17 protein-coding genes are annotated in these 15,348 nt (G+C 63.3%); 9 read left to right on the top strand and 8 right to left on the bottom strand.

Going from position 1 to position 15,348, the window contains the following annotated elements; translation table 11 throughout:
• Nucleotides 1-11 precede the first annotated feature (11 nt).
• The 4 genes from ACVTFQ_RS14900 to rpsU (ACVTFQ_RS14885) form a co-directional block, all read right to left on the bottom strand.
• Nucleotides 12-1,670: a sensor histidine kinase gene (locus ACVTFQ_RS14900; RefSeq protein WP_111563454.1), complete on the bottom strand. Its 1,659-nt coding sequence runs from the start codon at nt 1,668-1,670 to the stop codon at nt 12-14.
• Between the two features lie 216 nt (nt 1,671-1,886).
• A complete protein-coding gene (locus tag ACVTFQ_RS14895) occupies nt 1,887-2,948 on the bottom strand; it encodes an NAD(P)/FAD-dependent oxidoreductase (protein ID WP_111563439.1) in 1,062 nt (353 codons plus the stop codon).
• A 31-nt stretch (nt 2,949-2,979) separates the two neighbouring features.
• The gene (locus ACVTFQ_RS14890) at nt 2,980-3,843 is read right to left on the bottom strand and encodes a tetratricopeptide repeat protein (RefSeq protein WP_018899828.1); all 864 of its coding nucleotides are present in this window, start codon (nt 3,841-3,843) and stop codon (nt 2,980-2,982) included.
• 134 nt (nt 3,844-3,977) lie between these two features.
• On the bottom strand, nt 3,978-4,193 hold the full coding sequence (rpsU, locus tag ACVTFQ_RS14885; protein WP_018899827.1) for a 30S ribosomal protein S21: 216 nt from the start codon (nt 4,191-4,193) through the stop codon (nt 3,978-3,980).
• Nucleotides 4,194-4,612: 419 nt separating this feature from the next.
• Here rpsU (ACVTFQ_RS14885) and ACVTFQ_RS14880 point away from each other — a divergent pair, with 419 nt between their 5' ends.
• The 4 genes from ACVTFQ_RS14880 to ACVTFQ_RS14865 all read left to right on the top strand — a co-directional run bounded on the left by ACVTFQ_RS14880 (nt 4,613) and on the right by ACVTFQ_RS14865 (nt 6,786).
• Nucleotides 4,613-4,759 (top strand): hypothetical protein, encoded by a 147-nt coding sequence (locus tag ACVTFQ_RS14880; protein WP_162724658.1) that lies wholly within the window; start codon nt 4,613-4,615, stop codon nt 4,757-4,759.
• 139 nt (nt 4,760-4,898) lie between these two features.
• Nucleotides 4,899-5,138 (top strand): 30S ribosomal protein S21, encoded by a 240-nt coding sequence (rpsU, locus tag ACVTFQ_RS14875; protein WP_018899825.1) that lies wholly within the window; start codon nt 4,899-4,901, stop codon nt 5,136-5,138.
• Between the two features lie 34 nt (nt 5,139-5,172).
• Entirely contained in the window at nt 5,173-5,397 is a 225-nt protein-coding gene (locus ACVTFQ_RS14870) for a hypothetical protein (RefSeq protein ID WP_111563438.1), read from the top strand.
• A 207-nt stretch (nt 5,398-5,604) separates the two neighbouring features.
• Nucleotides 5,605-6,786 carry a vWA domain-containing protein gene (locus tag ACVTFQ_RS14865; RefSeq protein ID WP_111563437.1) on the top strand — a complete coding sequence of 394 codons (1,182 nt, stop codon included), beginning with the start codon at nt 5,605-5,607 and terminating at the stop codon, nt 6,784-6,786.
• 62 nt (nt 6,787-6,848) lie between these two features.
• Here the strand turns inward: ACVTFQ_RS14865 and ACVTFQ_RS14860 are convergent, their stop codons facing one another.
• A complete protein-coding gene (locus ACVTFQ_RS14860; RefSeq protein ID WP_047509626.1) occupies nt 6,849-7,589 on the bottom strand; it encodes an SDR family oxidoreductase in 741 nt (246 codons plus the stop codon).
• A gap of 121 nt (nt 7,590-7,710) precedes the next feature.
• Here ACVTFQ_RS14860 and ACVTFQ_RS14855 point away from each other — a divergent pair, with 121 nt between their 5' ends.
• Nucleotides 7,711-8,634, top strand: a complete 924-nt coding sequence (locus tag ACVTFQ_RS14855) for a LysR family transcriptional regulator (protein ID WP_111563436.1) — start codon at nt 7,711-7,713, stop codon at nt 8,632-8,634.
• Nucleotides 8,635-8,691: 57 nt separating this feature from the next.
• On the opposite strand, the gene ACVTFQ_RS14850 is transcribed toward ACVTFQ_RS14855, so the two are convergent.
• The 3 genes from ACVTFQ_RS14850 to ACVTFQ_RS14840 form a co-directional block, all read right to left on the bottom strand.
• Nucleotides 8,692-9,129, bottom strand: a complete 438-nt coding sequence (locus tag ACVTFQ_RS14850) for a VOC family protein (RefSeq protein ID WP_111563435.1) — start codon at nt 9,127-9,129, stop codon at nt 8,692-8,694.
• A 14-nt stretch (nt 9,130-9,143) separates the two neighbouring features.
• A complete protein-coding gene (locus ACVTFQ_RS14845; protein ID WP_047509622.1) occupies nt 9,144-9,410 on the bottom strand; it encodes a DUF2277 domain-containing protein in 267 nt (88 codons plus the stop codon).
• Between the two features lie 105 nt (nt 9,411-9,515).
• Nucleotides 9,516-9,917 (bottom strand): DUF930 domain-containing protein, encoded by a 402-nt coding sequence (locus ACVTFQ_RS14840; protein WP_111563434.1) that lies wholly within the window; start codon nt 9,915-9,917, stop codon nt 9,516-9,518.
• Nucleotides 9,918-10,185: 268 nt separating this feature from the next.
• On the opposite strand from ACVTFQ_RS14840, the gene ACVTFQ_RS14835 reads away from it, so the two are divergent.
• The 4 genes from ACVTFQ_RS14835 to ACVTFQ_RS14820 are packed head-to-tail and all read left to right on the top strand — an operon-like array spanning nt 10,186 to nt 15,324.
• Nucleotides 10,186-11,439: a sarcosine oxidase subunit beta family protein gene (locus tag ACVTFQ_RS14835; protein ID WP_016557052.1), complete on the top strand. Its 1,254-nt coding sequence runs from the start codon at nt 10,186-10,188 to the stop codon at nt 11,437-11,439.
• A gap of 12 nt (nt 11,440-11,451) precedes the next feature.
• Nucleotides 11,452-11,793, top strand: coding sequence for a sarcosine oxidase subunit delta (locus ACVTFQ_RS14830; RefSeq protein ID WP_016557053.1), 342 nt, complete (start codon nt 11,452-11,454; stop codon nt 11,791-11,793).
• Nucleotides 11,790-14,783, top strand: coding sequence for a sarcosine oxidase subunit alpha (locus ACVTFQ_RS14825; RefSeq protein ID WP_111563433.1), 2,994 nt, complete (start codon nt 11,790-11,792; stop codon nt 14,781-14,783). The genes ACVTFQ_RS14830 and ACVTFQ_RS14825 overlap by 4 nt, the downstream gene beginning before the upstream one ends.
• A complete protein-coding gene (locus tag ACVTFQ_RS14820) occupies nt 14,776-15,324 on the top strand; it encodes a sarcosine oxidase subunit gamma (protein ID WP_111563432.1) in 549 nt (182 codons plus the stop codon). The genes ACVTFQ_RS14825 and ACVTFQ_RS14820 overlap by 8 nt, the downstream gene beginning before the upstream one ends.
• The last annotated feature ends 24 nt before the right edge of the window (nt 15,325-15,348 follow it).

Below are 15,348 nucleotides of genomic sequence, written 5' to 3'. Positions count from 1 at the left end.
CTACGACTGGCTCAGTCGCGCTGCAGCACGCGGCGCGGGGCTGTCAGTTCCCAGCGCAGGCCTTCCGGGCGGAAGTCGACGTGGACGCTGCCGCTGAAGGCGGCGGCGGCGTGGTTCTTGATCACTGTCGTGCCGAAGCCGGAGCGCTCGGGTGCTGTGACAGGCGGGCCGTTTCGTTCGTCCCAGACCACGCGCAGCATCTCTTCGGTGTGCTCGTCTTCCTGGATGCTCTGCCAGTAGAGCCGGACGCGGCCCTGGGGGACGGAGAGCGCGCCGTACTTGATCGAGTTGGTGGCGAGCTCGTGCAGGGTGAGGCCGAGGTTCTGCACGGCCTCCGGCTTCAGCATGAAATCGGTGCCGGTCACCTCGATCTGCTGCAGGGCGTGCGGGAAGGCTTCGAGATGAATATCGATGACGCGGCGCAGCGATGCGCCGGCCCATTGCTCGCTGGTCAGAAGCTGGATCGAGCGCGCCAGCCCCTCGAGGCGATCGGCGACGGCAGCCTGGTATTCCTCGACCGAGCTCGCCTGTCGGGCGATCTGGCGCATCATCGCCTGGGCGAGCGCAAGCAGGTTCTTGGTGCGGTGGACGAGCTCGTTCATGACGAAATGCAGCCGGTCTTCCGTCTGGCTGCGGTCGAAGGAGGCGTTGGAGAGCGCCACGGCCACGCGGTTTGCCTCGATCACGCTGGTTTCGATCGGCGCGACGATGTGGCCTTCGCCCATGCGGTTGGCCATATCGGCGATGGCGCGGATGGTGGTGCGCACCTGGCGGGCAACGATATAGGCGCCGAAGATGGCGACCAGAAACAGCGCGATGCCGCCGATGATCAGGAAGCGCCATGTCGTGAGGATCGAGGCCTGGGCGGTGGCGACCGGTCCCCAGACCACTGCTTTCCACGACCAGCCGGGGATCTGCGCATAGCCGAGCAAGGCTTTCGGCATGATAACGCTATCCTCGTAGACGCCGCTCGAATTGACCAGCTGAGGCAGAATGCGGGGATCGAAAGGCTGGCCGAAGGCGAGATTGGTGGCGCCGGCCGAGGCGACAACATGGCCGCTCTGATCGAGGATCGCGGCCGACCAGTCGGACGACAGGCCCTCCGTCGAGACCATCTTGGCGAGGTCCTTGGCGTTCTGTGTGACGATCAGGGCCGCGACGTCGCCGATCTTGACGGGCATGGCGACGTTGTAGACCCATTCGCCGCTGGTGCGGCCCATGAAGACATCGGATGCCTCGATGCGGCCGGAGCGCATGACCGATTCGACGGATGGCAGGTTGGCCACCTTGCCGAGCGGCGTGCCGTAATCGACGCGGGTGTTGAGCAGCAGCTGGCCCGATTTGTCCACCGCCAGCACGAAGAGCGTATCGCCACGCATCGCGGTTTCTGTGCGGTTATGGAAGGCGGCGAAATCGTCGTGCTCGAGTTCGGGCGAGGTCGAGAGCAGCCGCAGCGTGGTCGCCATGTCCTGCAGCTGGCGGTCGACGGTGCGGGCAAGGGCTGTCGCGTCCTGCGCGGTCTCGCGCTTCAAGATCGAACGCTGGCTATCTTCCAGCTGGCCGAGCAGCAGTGCCACCAGCGCGAAAATGGGGAGCGCCACGGCAACGGCCATCGCGATCAGGTAGGTACCGATCGAAGCCTTGGGGAAGAAACGCAGGCTACGCTTCATCGGCACTGGCACCGCCTGACGCATGAGAGAACGGCCGCGGACACAGGTTTCCAACAGGTAACAGCAGAGACTTCAATCACGATATCCGCCCTCAACGCGCTATCACATTCCCGATAGCCTGCTATCGAACGTGTCGCATGTTAGGGGCAGGGGGGATCGCTTGCAACATACTAAAACATAGCCGAGGGCATTTGTCGGTCAGTGCTGTGTGCGCTGTCAGAGGAAGCGGGTGGGCCGGAAGGGCGTGAGCATCGGATCGCTCTCGCCCTGCAAAATCTCGCTGGAGGCGAGCATGCCGGCGAGCGGCGCCAGCGTCACGCCGGAGTGCATGACGGCGATATAGAGGCCGTCGCAGACATTGCCGATCATGGGAAAACCGTCCTTCGGCGTCGGGCGGTAGCCGACGGTGAAGAAATCCATGGCGAGCGACTGGCTGTCGGCAAGTGCTGCCTTCACCTTGGCGAACAGGGCTTGCGCCGTCGCATGCTGGTCCTCGCCCGGCTGCGCGCCGCCGAAATCGCTGCCGGCGATGATGCGGCCTTCAGCGGTCTGGCGCATGTGCAGCTCGGGCGCCATGACGAGGCCGTTCAATAGCCTTGCATGCGGGCGGGAGTGGACGATGAGGCCGGCGGGCGTTTCGATCTGAAGCGTGATGCCGATGCTTGTGGTCAAGGGTGCGGTGCCGGCGCCGGAGGCGAGCACGACATGATCGGCCTCCATCACGCCCGCAGACGTCACCACGCCGGAGATGCGCTCGCCGGTGCGCAACAGCCCGCGCACGGCGGGGTCGATCACGGTTGCGCCGCGCGTCTTGGCATCGGCGAGCATCATGCGGGCGGCGGCGACCGGCTCGACGGCGCCTTCCTCGGCAACGACCACGGCATGGTCGGGATGATTGGCGAGATGAGGCTCGCGCTTACGGATCGCATCGCCATCGATGCGTTCGATGCCGTAGCCCCAGGCGCCGTGCTCGGCGATGAAGGCTTCCAGCCGCTCCGGCGGCAGGTCCCAGGAGAGGCTGCCGCACCATTCGAGCGGCAGGCCGGGCAGTTCTCCGGCCAATCTCTTCCACTCGGCCATCGAGCGGCGGCGGAAGCGATAGTAGAATTCGGGATTGCCCCAGCTGGCGTTGATCCATGCGAAGGAACAGGGGGTGGCGACGCCGCCATTATCCTCGGCGACGACGGTGACCTTGGCGCCATCGCGGGCAAGATGCCAGGCGATGGAAGCGCCGATGATGCCGGCGCCGACGACGATCACATGCGGTTTGGCAGCCATCGTCGTCCTCGTCCTCCGTAATTAGGCTGGATCAGCCGGCGGCGCTGACGCGCGCGAGGCCGTCCTTGGCAGGCTGGTATTTCGGGCTGAGGCCGATCGCGTGGCGATAGGAGCGGGCGGCTTTCTGCTTGTCGCCGCGGCGCTCGTAGACCAGTGCCTGGTTGGCCCAGCTCTCGGCGATGTTGCCGTTCAGCTCGATCGCGTGGTTGAAGTCGGCGAAGGCGTTGTCGTCGTCATTCAGCGCGATGTAGGAGATGCCGCGGCCGTTATAGGGTTCCGGCGAGTTCGGCGAGAGCGAGATCGCCTTGGAGAAATCGTCGATCGCCTTGGCCTGGTCGTTGCGCTTCTGGAAGATCAGGCCGCGATTGTGGTAGGCGCGGCCGTCGGTGGTGCCGTTCTGGATCGCCTTGTTGAAATCGTTGAAGGCGGCGTCGTCCTGGCCGGCGGTGCGGTAGACGTTGCCGCGGCCGATCAGAGCCACGTCGTAGTTCGGGTTGATCTGCAGCGCCGAATTGTAATCCTGGATCGCCTGCTGCTGCTGGCCCATGTTGCGGTAGACGAGCGCGCGGTTGGCGTAGGCCTGGTAGAATTTCGGATTGATCTGCAGGGCGGTGTTGAAATCGTTCAGCGCCGCGCGGAAGTCGCCGCCGCGACCATAGGCGGAACCGCGAACGTTGTAGCCTTCGGGGTCGCGCGGGTTGGCGTTGATCACCGAGGTCAGCGATGCGATGTTTTCCTGCGAGCCCTGGGCCTTGTCGATGCGGATGACGGCATCGGAGGTGCTGTTCGTGGTGCAGCCGGCGAGGCCGAGAGCGGCGACCAGCGCCAGCACGGGCAGGGCGGTCATTTTCGTCGACGAACGCAAGGATCGGGCATTCAACATCGTATCAGCCATGCGGGCTCGTTTTCCCCATTACGGCCGGCCGGTCTTGAGACGGGCAGGCGAAGCAGCAAACAAAAAAGGCGGTGGCGACCAGATCGCCCCCGCCAACATGCATCTGAAAACGTCGAAATAACGACGGGAACGCCTTAGCGTGCAGCAACTCCGCCTTCGCGCTGAAGGCGCTTGCGGGCCAGCTTGCGAACGCGACGAACAGCTTCGGCCTTTTCGCGAGCGCGCTTTTCCGAAGGCTTTTCGTAGTAGTCGCGCATCTTCATTTCGCGGAAAATGCCTTCGCGCTGCATTTTCTTCTTGAGAGCGCGGAGAGCCTGGTCAACATTGTTGTCGCGGACGAGTACCTGCACGAGAATCACGTTCCTTTGGTTCGGTTGATGCCTGGGTCATCCCAATGACAGAGGCAAAAAATGTTCATTCCGCGCGGCAGCGCCTCGCGATTGGTGTGCGGATAGCAGATCACTTGGCCGAAGTCCATATGGATCAGCGGGTTTCAGCCGAAAAAACCCTGCAATCCAGGCTCGCATTGGCGCAAAAGGTATTTTCCCCCTCGCATTGCGCCACAAGTGCCCGGTGCGGTGCCCGAAAGCCCCGTGGCGGCAGGGCTTGGCGGCTAATTCCGGTTCGTTCCTTGCATCGGCTGTCGTTTGCACTATAATTGCGCCATCGACTATTGCTTGTGACCTTTGTCAAAGAGCCCAATCGCTCCGTCAGATCTCCTCTCAAAATCGATCATGCCCGGCACGCAATTGTCGGGAAATGCCTCGCATTGGAAGTGATCATTGGTATCGCTGCGAGGATCGGCTTTTTGCCGATCGCCTCAGGATTTCGATCCTCCGGCGCAGCAGTTCAGACCGTTTCGGGGCCCTGTGTCTCGATTGTTGAAATTGCCGGCGGCGATTTCGGCACCACTTAGCCGGCATCCTCGATGCCAGACACGAAACCGCGACGATTGCCGTCAAGACATCCCGGCCTCGCTTATGGCGCCAAGGGCGGGAAACAGTTTTCGGCTCGTCACAAACCGGCAATTCGTTGCCGCAAGAAAGGAATACAATTTGCAGGTTCTCGTCAGGGATAACAATGTCGACCAGGCGCTCCGCGTCCTGAAGAAGAAGATGCAGCGCGAAGGTCTCTTCCGCGAATTCAAGGCGCGCAGCGCCTATGAAAAGCCGTCGGAAAAGCGCGTGCGCGAAAAGGCCGAAGCCGTTCGCCGCCAGCGCAAGCTGACCCGCAAGAAGCTGCAGCGCGAAGGCCTGCTTCCTGCACCGAAGAAGGCCGTGCGTCCGGCCCGCTAAAGGCTGGCCCAACGCTTAGATGTAGAGAGCGCAGATGACTTCAGACAATGAATTCTTCAATCAGGCCAAGCTCTCGTCTCGCGATAAGGCTGTCGTGACCGACACGACGGCCCGTGCGATCATTTCAGCCGAGGCCGCGGCTCGCGAATTGAAGACGGAGAAGCTCAAGGCTCTCCGCCTGCAACGCGCTGCCGAGGCCCCGCCTGAGGCCGAACCCGCCAAGAAAAAGCGGGCAACGTCCAAGACCGCGTCCTCCTGATCTCGGAGCGCCCGATCGGACACGCGTCGTTCCTCCCGACAATCGGTTGACTGTGCACATCGGCATCTGGCCCCTTTGGGTCTGTGTCGCCGATCTGTGGTTTATTCCTCTGTTCTAAAATGAACCGGACTTCTCGGTAGGCTTACCTCCGGTTAAGTGCGATTCAACGTGCGATGGCACTTTTGCGCCGCGGGCTCGTTTTCGAGCATGCTGTACGTTCAAGAGATAAAGCGCCTCCTGAGGCGCCGGGATGGAAACTTCGGCATCACCACCGCGCTCGTGCTGCCTATTCTGGTCGGCGTCGCGGGGCTGGCGGTCGATACCGCCAACCTTTCCCTGTCGCAGCGTCAATTGCAGGAAGCGACGGATGCATCGGCCCTTGCCGTCTCGACCGCGCTTATGAAGGGAACCGCCGACGAGACGTCAGGCAAGACGCTGGGGCTTGATTTCCTGTCCGGCCAGGTGGCCAGCATTGCTGGCAGCACGGCTGCGGCGGCCGCCAAGCAAGCGGCCACGGTGTCGATCACGACGACGACCACCGCAGCCGGCAAGAATTTTGTGGTTGCTGTCAATGCGTCGATGCCGGTGACGCTGTCGCCGCTGAGCGCGCTTATGGCCGGCAATACGAAAACCGTGTCTGCCGGCAGCAAGACCACCAGTGGCTCAGGCACGACGAAGAACGGCATTTCGATCGAGCTTTTGATCGATGCATCGACCTCGATGGCCGACGATGTGAACGGCTTGAAGTGCACGCTCGGCCTGCTTGGCATCTGCCTCATAACCCCGCCTGGCTATTATGCCAAGATCGACGCGTTGAAGAGTGCCGCGGGCAAGCTGTTCGATTCGCTCGACAAGTACGATCCGACCCCTCGCTATGTGCGAAGCGGCGCAATTTCCTACACCAGCAGCATCAAGGGGCAATCGGCGATGGCCTGGGGCACGACCGGCGCGCGCGAGCACGTCAAGAACATCACAATCGTAGGAAATAGCGGCACCGACGCGACGGCGGCTGTGAAAACGGCGAATGCAAATATCGCCCAGAACTCATATGGCACGGACAAGGAAAGCGTCGAGCAGGCGAAGAAACTCAACACCACCTCGGACCGCATCATCATCTTGATGACCGATGGCGACATGACCGGGGATACCGGCAGTTGGGTGAGCAAGCTCGACCAATCGGTGCGCGACGAATGCACCAACGCCAAGGCGGCCGGCATCAAGATCTATACGGTGGCCTTCATGGCGCCGGACAAGGGCAAGGCGCTCTTGAAATTCTGCGCCTCCACCGACGCCAACTATTACGAACCGAACACGATGGATGCGTTGACGGCGGCGTTCAGCTCGATCGGCGAGGCGGCGACCAAGTCGACGAGCCGGCTGACGAATTGAGAAACGGAAACGGCTCGCCTCTCTCTTCTCGGAGAGGCGAGCCGCTGCATCATGGATATCGATCAGAATTCCTGGGCCGTCGGGCGCAGGACGATCTCGTTGATATCGACATCGTCGGGCTGGGCGATGGCATAGGCGATGGCGCGGGCCACCGCGCTTGCCGGAATGGCGATCTTGTAGAAGTCGAGCACGCTCGATTGCGCGGTACCCGTGGTGTTGTGCTTGAGCTCGCTGTCGACGGCGCCGGGCTCGATCGAGGTGACGCGAACCTTGGAGCCGACTTCCTGGCGCAGACCATCGGAGATGGCGCGGACGGCAAACTTGGTGCCGGAATAGACGGTTCCACCCGGCGCGAAGACCTTGATGCCGGCAACCGAGCTCAGGTTGATGATGTGGCCACGGCTCTTTTCCAGGAAGAAGGGGAGGGCTGCCGCGATGCCATAGAGCGTGCCCTTGATGTTGACGTCGATCATGGCGTCCCATTCCTCGGTGTTGACCTCGGCCATCGGACGGATCGGCATGATGCCGGCATTGTTGATGAGCACATCCAGCGTGCCGAAATCGGCGATCACGGCGTCGGTCACCTGCTTGACCTGGTTCTTGTCGACGACGTCGAGCTGGTAGGCGCGGGCTTCGCCGCCGGCCTTGGTGATTTCGGCGACGACGTCATCGAGCTTGTCCTTGCGGCGGGCGGCGATCGCGACGCGGGCGCCGTTGGCTGCCAGATGGCGCGCGGTTTCAGCGCCGAGGCCGGTGCTGCCACCGGTGATGAGTACGACTTTACCCTTGATGTTCTCACTCATGATCGTTCTCCTTGTTTGGCCTGAACTCTGCTGGCCTTTGATGATTGGATCATGCGCCTCGGATATCTATTTCAGAAATTTATTTGTTTGATCCTAGATATTCATACTGCATTATAACTGAATGCGATACGACCTTAACCTGCTGCCTGTCTTCGTGACCCTGATGGAGGAGCGCAATGTCACGCGCGCCGCCGACCGCCTGGGGATCACCCAGCCGGCGCTCTCCAATGCGCTGGCGCGGCTGCGCGTCGTCATGCGCGATCCGCTGTTCGTGCGCGAGCGCTATGGGATGCAGCCGACGCAGATGGCGCTGGAGCTGGCGCCTGTTATCGCGACCGCGCTGGCGGCGATCGATGGGGCGGTGCTCGGGCAGCAGGAGTTCGATCCCGCGGAGGCCGATCTCTCCTTCACCATCGCGCCCAACAGCTATGTCGAATATGTGCTGATGCCTGCCATCGTCGCCAGGCTACGCGAGACGGCGCCGGGGATCAGGCTTCGGTTGACGCCCTATGGCAACGACCTCATCGAGACCGGTGTCATGTCGGGCACGACGGCCATGGTGCTCGGCCGCATCGTCGAGCCGCCGGACAATCTGGTGGTGCAGCATCTGATGGATGAGGGGCTCGCCTGCGTGATCAGGGCCGATCATCCCGAGATTTCGGATAGCCTGTCGAAGGAGCAGTACGAGCGGATGAGACATGTGAATGTCGTGCCCCATGGCCGCTTGCGCGTCGGGTTGTTCCAGGCGCTCGAGCAGCGGGGTCTGCGGCGCGAGGTGGCGGTGTCGGTGACGCATTTCCTGGCCGTGCCGGAGATGATCGCGGTCACCGATTATTGCGCGACGCTGCCGAGGCTGATCTGCCGGCACCTGGCGGCCGACCCCAGGCTGAAGATCGTGCCGGCGCCCGTCGATCTCGGCAGCTTCCCCGTCGATCTTGCCTGGCACGTCCGCCACCGCAACGACCCCGCCCACCGCTGGCTGCGCTCGCTGATTGCGGATGTGGCGCGCGAGGTCTCGGACGTGCGGTGGACGCCGGGGGAGTGAGGGGGAGCGGCCGGCTTGAGGCGGTGTGGCGACGGCTCTTCGCCGATATCGATGCCCTCAGTCCAGTTCCTGCGCAAGGCCGATCAAAAGCCCGCCCGGACCCCTGATGTAGCAGAGCCGATAGGCATCCTTGTATTGCACCAGCTCGCCTTCGAGCCGGGCGCCGCGTTTGCCGAGCCGTTCGAGCGTGTCGTCGATGTCTTCAACGGCGAACATGACGCGGAGATAGCCGAGCGCGTTGACGGGGGCGTCGCGGTGATCGGCGATGATTTCGGGCGAGATGAAGCGGGAGAGTTCGAGGCGGCTGTGGCCATCCGGCGTGCGCATCATGGCGATCTCGACTTGCTGATCGCCGAGCCCGGTGATGCGCCCGGCCCACTCGCCTTCGACCATGGTGCGGCCCTCGAGTTCGAGGCCGAGTTCGCGGAAGAAATCGATCGTCTCGTCGAGATCGTCGACGACGATGCCGACATTGTCCATGCGCTTGACTGCCATGCGTCCGGCCTCCTTCACGCGAACCGGAGCGCTGACTTCGCCCGCGCCTTGGCGGCCACTTCCTCGCGGTCGCGCGGCGGCTGCGAGGTCTCCAGCGTGTCCAGCAGTTCTCGGGCGCAGGCGGCGATCGACGAAACGGCGGCCTCGAAGGCTTCCTCGTTACGTTTCGACGGCTTGTTGGTGCCGCTCAGCTTGCGCACGAACTGAAGCGCCGCATCATGGATTTCCGCGTCCGTTGCCGGCGGGTCGAAATTGAACAGGGGTTTGATATTCCGGCACATGCCTTGCCTCCGTTTCTCGTCATGCCGCACGGTTGGCTGCGGCGTGATCTGCAAAGGAAGCTAGGCGAGGGGACGGGGATTGCAACGGCAAACGATGCCAGCCGCTTACGGATAGAGATAGTATCGCGTCCAGTCCTTGTGGGCGATGATCGCGCCGCGCTTGAAGGTGAAGGCGACGATTGAGAGGTGGTCGGGGCTGGTGGTGCAGGCGTAGGAGAGGCGGTACCAGTTGCCGTTGCGCCGAAATACCGCGCCATCCGCATCGACATGCACCGCCGTGCGCTTGGGGTGCGAGAAGGTGTAGGAGATGACCTTGTCGGCCTGAAGACGATCCATCGCCTCGATGTCGCATCGCTGGTCGAGCTGATCGACCGGCATGAGCTTTTTGATCTGGGAGATCGTTCTGCTGTCGAGCGCCAGCGCGTTGGTCGACAGGGCGCAGATCGTAATAAGGGCGAGGGCCGGCTTGAATAGGGCGGGGCCTATCTGGGGGAGTAGCTTTGCCATGCGGGGCGACTAGCACGCGTTTTCAAAGCCGATCAAGGTCGGGCGGGACGCGATCACGACATTGGGATTTCATCCGGCGATTTCGTGTAGGCCATTTCGCGCGGCCGGCGGAAATGTCGCAGCCTCACTTCCGCCGCATCCGGCGCAATCTTTCACCGTGTCAAAACAAAAGCCTCCCGGCGTCGCAAAAGAAACGTTGTGCCGCATTTGGATTTGCGATTTGTATGGCCGACGACAGGGGATTTTCCCCGCAAGGAGATCAAGGCGGATGCGCAGATATTCGGTTTTTGCCGTGGCACGTGAGGCTCTCAGGGGGCACAAGGGCTGGGACAAGCAATGGACTTCGCCGGAGCCGCGCGCCGAATACGACGTCATCATCATCGGTGGCGGCGGACATGGCCTGGGCGCGGCCTATTATCTGGCCAAGGAGCACGGCATCACCAATGTCGCGGTGCTCGAAAAGGGCTGGCTCGGCGGCGGCAATACCGGCCGCAACACGACCATCATCCGCTCGAACTATCTCTATGAAGAGAGCATGCACATCTACGAGCATTCGATGAAGCTCTGGGAGAACCTCTCGCAGGATCTCAACTACAATGTCATGTACTCTCCGCGCGGCGTGATGATGCTGTCGCACAATGTGCACGACCAGCAGTCCTTCAAGCGCCATATCCATGCCAACCGTCTCTACGGCATCGACAATGAATGGCTGACGCCGGAGCAGGCCAAGGCTTATTGTCCGCCGCTCGATATCTCCGCCAGCGCCCGCTATCCGATCAACGGTGCCGCGCTCCAGCGTCGCGGCGGCACGGCGCGCCACGATGCGGTCGCCTGGGGCTATGCGCGCGCGGCGTCCGATCGCGGCGTCCACATCATCCAGAATTGCGAAGTGACCGGCATCCGCCGTGGCCCTGACGGTCGCGTCACCGGTGTCGAGACCTCGCGCGGTTTCATCGGCGCAAAGAAGGTCGGCGTTTCGGCTGCCGGCCACACGACCACGGTCATGAAGATGGCCGATGTGCGCGTGCCGCTGCAATCGAGCCCGCTGCAGGCGCTGGTATCGGAACCCTTGAAGCCGATCTTCCCCTGCGTGGTCATGTCCAACACGGTGCATGCCTATATCTCGCAGTCCGACAAGGGCGAGCTCGTCATCGGCGCCGGCACCGACCAGTACAATTCCTACAGCCAGACCGGCGGCCTGCAGATCATCACGCATACGCTCGATGCCATCTGCGAGCTCTTCCCGATGTTCCGCCGCGTCAAGATGATGCGCCAGTGGGGCGGTATCGTCGACAACACGCCGGATCGTTCGGCCATCCAGTCGAAGACACCGGTTCCGGGGCTCTATGTCAACTGCGGCTGGGGCACCGGCGGCTTCAAGGCGACGCCGGGCTCGGCCAATCTCTTCGCGCACCTCATTGCCCGCGACGAGGCGCACAAGTTCAATGCCGGCCTGACGCTGGACCGCTTCCGCACCGGCCGTCTGATCGACGAAGCCGCCGCAGCAGCCGTCGCGCACTGACACGAGGACATCATGCTTCTTATCTATTGCCCATACTGTCAGGAAGAGCGCTCCGAGCTCGAATTTCGCGGCGCCGGCGATGCGCATATCGCCCGCCCGACCAATATCGCCGAGATCTCCGACGAACAGTTCGAAGAGTTCTTCTTCCTGCGCGACAACCCGAAGGGGCTGATCTTCGAACGCTGGCGCCACCAGCACGGATGCGGCCGTTTCTTCAACGCGGCGCGCGACACGATCAGCGACAAGTTCATCATGACGTACAAGGCCGGCGAGCCGAAGCCCGATATCGGTGCCGCGGCTGCGCCCCATGCTCCCGTCGAGACCTATGAGCAGCTCGAAGGAGAAGCGAAATGAGTGCTGCGAACCGCATTTCAGGCAAGGGCCGCCTGACGCCCGCCAAGACCGCGCGCTTCACCTTCGACGGCAAGACCTATACGGCGCTAGAGGGCGACACCGTCGCCTCGGCGCTGATTGCCAACAACATCCATCTGGTCGGCCGCTCGTTCAAGTATCACCGTCCGCGCGGCATCCTGTCATCAGGTGCCGAGGAGCCGAACGCGCTGATCGACGTGTCGCGCGACGCCGCCCGCAAGCAGCCGAACGTGCGCGCCACGGTGCAGGAAGTGTTCGACGGCATGATCGTCGAATCGCAGAACCGCTTCCCGTCGCTCGCCTTCGATGTCGGCGGCATCAACAACCTGCTTTCGCCGTTCTTTGCGGCCGGCTTCTACTACAAGACCTTCATGTGGCCGAAGGCCGCCTGGAAGAGCCTCTACGAGCCGATCATCCGCCGCGCTGCCGGCCTCGGCGTTGCGCCGAAGGAAGCCGATCCGGATCACTATGCCGGCCGTTACGCGCATTGCGACGTGCTTGTCGTCGGTGCCGGCGTGGCCGGTCTTTCGGCGGCACTGGCTGCGGCGCAGACCGGCGCGAAGGTCATTCTCTGCGACGAGCAGGCCGATGTCGGCGGCGCGCTGCGCTACGATAGCGGTGTGACGATCGACGGCCTTTCCGGCTACGAGTGGGCGCAGAAGACAGTTGCGGCTCTGAAGGCGATGGACAATGTGCAGGTTCTGACCCGCGCCACGGCTTTCGGTTATTACAACCATAATTTCGTCGGCCTCGCCGAGCGCGTGACCGACCATGTCGCCAACCCGAGCCGCCATCTGCCGCGCGAGCGTCTGTGGCAGCTGCGCGCCAAGCGCGTCATCCTCGCCAACGGCGCCATCGAGCGCCACATGGTGTTCCCGAACAATGACCGTCCGGGCATCATGCTCGCGTCCGCCGCGCGCATGTATCTCAACCAGTACGGCGTTGCCGTCGGCCAAAAGGTCGGCGTCTATACGGCGCACGACTCGGCCTATGAGGCAGCCTTCGATCTGAAGCGCGCCGGCGTCGAGATCGCGGCGATCGTCGATTGCAGGCAGACACCGGGTGCCGATGTTCTGGCCGAGGCCCGTTCGCTCGGCATCGATGTTCTCGCCGGCCAGTCGGTCGTCAACACCTCGGGCAAGCTGCGCATCTCGTCGATGACGGTTGCCCGCAACGGCGGCGGCTCGCCGCGCAAGATCGCGGTCGATGCTCTGCTCGTTTCGGCGGGCTGGACGCCTTCGGTGCACCTGTTCTCGCAGTCGCGCGGCAAGGTTAAGTTCGAGCCGGAAACGCAGCGCTTCCTGCCCGGTACCTATGCGCAGGATTGCCTCTCCGTCGGCGCCTGCAACGGCACCGACGACCTGCAGCGCACCATCGAGGAATCGCTGGCAGCCGGCGAACTGATGGCGCAGGCCGCCGGCAAGGCGTCTGCTGGCAAGATCAGCATCTCGGCCGAGCAGGCGCATCAGTGGACCGGCGGGATGATCGGTGCGGCCGAAGGGGCGGGTCCGGAGACCAGCGCCAAGGCGTTCATCGATTTCCAGCACGACGTCTGCGCCAAGGATATCCGCCTTGCCGTGCGCGAGGGGATGCACTCGATCGAGCACATCAAGCGGTTCACCACCAACGGCATGGCTTCCGACCAGGGCAAGCTCTCCAACATGCATGGCCTGGCGATCGCCGCCGAGATGCTGGGCAAAGAGATCCCGCAGGTCGGTCTCACCACCTTCCGCGCGCCCTATACGCCTGTGACCTACGGCACGCTGATCGCGCATTCGCGCGGCGAGCTGTTCGACCCGACGCGCAAGACACCGCTGCACCAGTGGGAAGAAGCTCAGGGTGCGGTATTCGAGGATGTCGGCAATTGGAAGCGTGCGTGGTTTTACCCGCGCGCCGGCGAAACCATGCACCAGGCGGTCGCGCGCGAATGCAAGACGGCGCGCGATGTGGCCGGCGTGTTCGATGCCTCGACGCTCGGCAAGATCGAGGTCGTCGGGCCTGACGCCGCCGAGTTCATGAACCTGATGTATACCAACGCCTGGGATACGCTGAAGCCGGGCAAGTGCCGCTACGGCATCATGACCCGCGACGACGGCTTCGTATATGACGACGGTGTCGTCGGGCGTCTGGCCGACGATCGTTTCCACGTGACGACGACGACGGGCGGCGCGTCGCGCGTGTTGAACCACATGGAAGACTATCTGCAGACCGAGTTCCCGCATCTGAAGGTGTGGCTGACGTCGGTGACCGAGCAGTGGGCGGTTATCGCCGTGCAGGGTCCGAAGGCGCGCGAGATCATCGCGCCGCTGGTCGAAGGCGTCGATATCTCCAACGAGGCCTTCCCGCATATGAGCGTTGCCGAGTGCACGGTCATGGGCGTTCCGGCGCGTCTCTTCCGCGTCTCGTTTACCGGCGAAACCGGCTTTGAAATCAACGTGCCGGCTGATTACGGCCAGTCGGTTCTCGAAGCCGTCTGGGCGAACGCCGAGCCGCTTGGCGCCTGCGTCTACGGGACGGAGACGATGCACGTTCTTCGCGCCGAGAAGGGCTATATCATCGTCGGCCAAGATACGGATGGTACCGTGACGCCTGACGATGCCGGCCTGAACTGGGCGGTCTCGAAGAAGAAAACCGACTTCGTCGGCATTCGCGGCCTGAAGCGGCCGGATCTCGTCAAGGAAGGCCGCAAGCAGCTGGTCGGCCTTGTCACCAAGGATCCGACGCTGGTGCTCGAAGAGGGCGCGCAGGTCGTCGCCAACCCGAACGAGCCGAAGCCGATGACGATGCTGGGGCACGTCACCTCGTCCTACTGGTCGGAAAACCTCGGAAAGTCGATCGCGTTCGCGCTCGTCGCCGGTGGCCGCAAGCGCATGGGCGAGACGCTCTACGTGCCGATGCCAGACAAGACGATCGCGGTCGAGGTGACGGATATGGTGTTCTTTGACAAGGAAGGAGGCCGCATCAATGGCTGATACGGCAGTTCGCACATCCGTTCTCACGGGCAAGCAGGGCGGCTCCGCCAGCGTACGGCTGACGCCCGCGCCGAATGCCACGCGCGTTGCGCTGCGCGCACCGGCGGAAGCGCTTTCGGCTCTCTCGTCGGCGCTTGGCGTGACCGTTCCCGACGCGTCGAAGGCCTCGGGCCGCAAGGGCGGCCGCGCCGCTCTCTGGCTCGGCCCGGACGAATGGCTGGTCATCGACGAGAGCGGCGCCGACATGATGAGCGCGTTGAAGGACGTGGGCGTCGTGCATTCGGCGACCGACGTCTCGCACCGCAACGTCGCGATCATCGTCTCCGGCCCCGGCGCCGAGACGACGATCTCCACGGGCTGCCCGCAGGACCTGTCGCTCGAAGCCTTCCCCGTCGGCGCCTGCTCGCGCACGCTGTTCGGCAAGGCCGAGATCGTGCTCTTCCGCACCGAGGAGGATACGTTCCGGGTGGAATGCTGGCGCTCGTTTGCGGACTTCGTCTTCGGCCTGCTCGCCGAGGGCGCCGAGGATGCGGGGCATTAAGCTTCGCCGTGTTGTGATTATGCG

The organism is Rhizobium sp. O111 (genome assembly GCF_055616315.1).
Note: the sequence above shows the minus strand (reverse complement) of the source record. Positions and strands in the feature narration are given on the sequence as shown.

Excerpts from the sequence above, each read along its gene's own strand:
- ACVTFQ_RS14900 (WP_111563454.1), bottom strand. The coding sequence starts at position 1,670 with ATGAAGCGTAGCCTGCGTTTCTTCCCCAAGGCTTCGATCGGTACCTAC.
- ACVTFQ_RS14895 (WP_111563439.1), bottom strand. The coding sequence starts at position 2,948 with ATGGCTGCCAAACCGCATGTGATCGTCGTCGGCGCCGGCATCATCGGC.
- ACVTFQ_RS14890 (WP_018899828.1), bottom strand. The coding sequence starts at position 3,843 with ATGGCTGATACGATGTTGAATGCCCGATCCTTGCGTTCGTCGACGAAA.
- ACVTFQ_RS14870 (WP_111563438.1), top strand. The coding sequence starts at position 5,173 with ATGACTTCAGACAATGAATTCTTCAATCAGGCCAAGCTCTCGTCTCGC.
- ACVTFQ_RS14865 (WP_111563437.1), top strand. The coding sequence starts at position 5,605 with ATGCTGTACGTTCAAGAGATAAAGCGCCTCCTGAGGCGCCGGGATGGA.
- ACVTFQ_RS14860 (WP_047509626.1), bottom strand. The coding sequence starts at position 7,589 with ATGAGTGAGAACATCAAGGGTAAAGTCGTACTCATCACCGGTGGCAGC.
- ACVTFQ_RS14855 (WP_111563436.1), top strand. The coding sequence starts at position 7,711 with ATGCGATACGACCTTAACCTGCTGCCTGTCTTCGTGACCCTGATGGAG.
- ACVTFQ_RS14850 (WP_111563435.1), bottom strand. The coding sequence starts at position 9,129 with ATGGCAGTCAAGCGCATGGACAATGTCGGCATCGTCGTCGACGATCTC.
- ACVTFQ_RS14845 (WP_047509622.1), bottom strand. The coding sequence starts at position 9,410 with ATGTGCCGGAATATCAAACCCCTGTTCAATTTCGACCCGCCGGCAACG.
- ACVTFQ_RS14840 (WP_111563434.1), bottom strand. The coding sequence starts at position 9,917 with ATGGCAAAGCTACTCCCCCAGATAGGCCCCGCCCTATTCAAGCCGGCC.
- ACVTFQ_RS14835 (WP_016557052.1), top strand. The coding sequence starts at position 10,186 with ATGCGCAGATATTCGGTTTTTGCCGTGGCACGTGAGGCTCTCAGGGGG.
- ACVTFQ_RS14830 (WP_016557053.1), top strand. The coding sequence starts at position 11,452 with ATGCTTCTTATCTATTGCCCATACTGTCAGGAAGAGCGCTCCGAGCTC.
- ACVTFQ_RS14825 (WP_111563433.1), top strand. The coding sequence starts at position 11,790 with ATGAGTGCTGCGAACCGCATTTCAGGCAAGGGCCGCCTGACGCCCGCC.
- ACVTFQ_RS14820 (WP_111563432.1), top strand. The coding sequence starts at position 14,776 with ATGGCTGATACGGCAGTTCGCACATCCGTTCTCACGGGCAAGCAGGGC.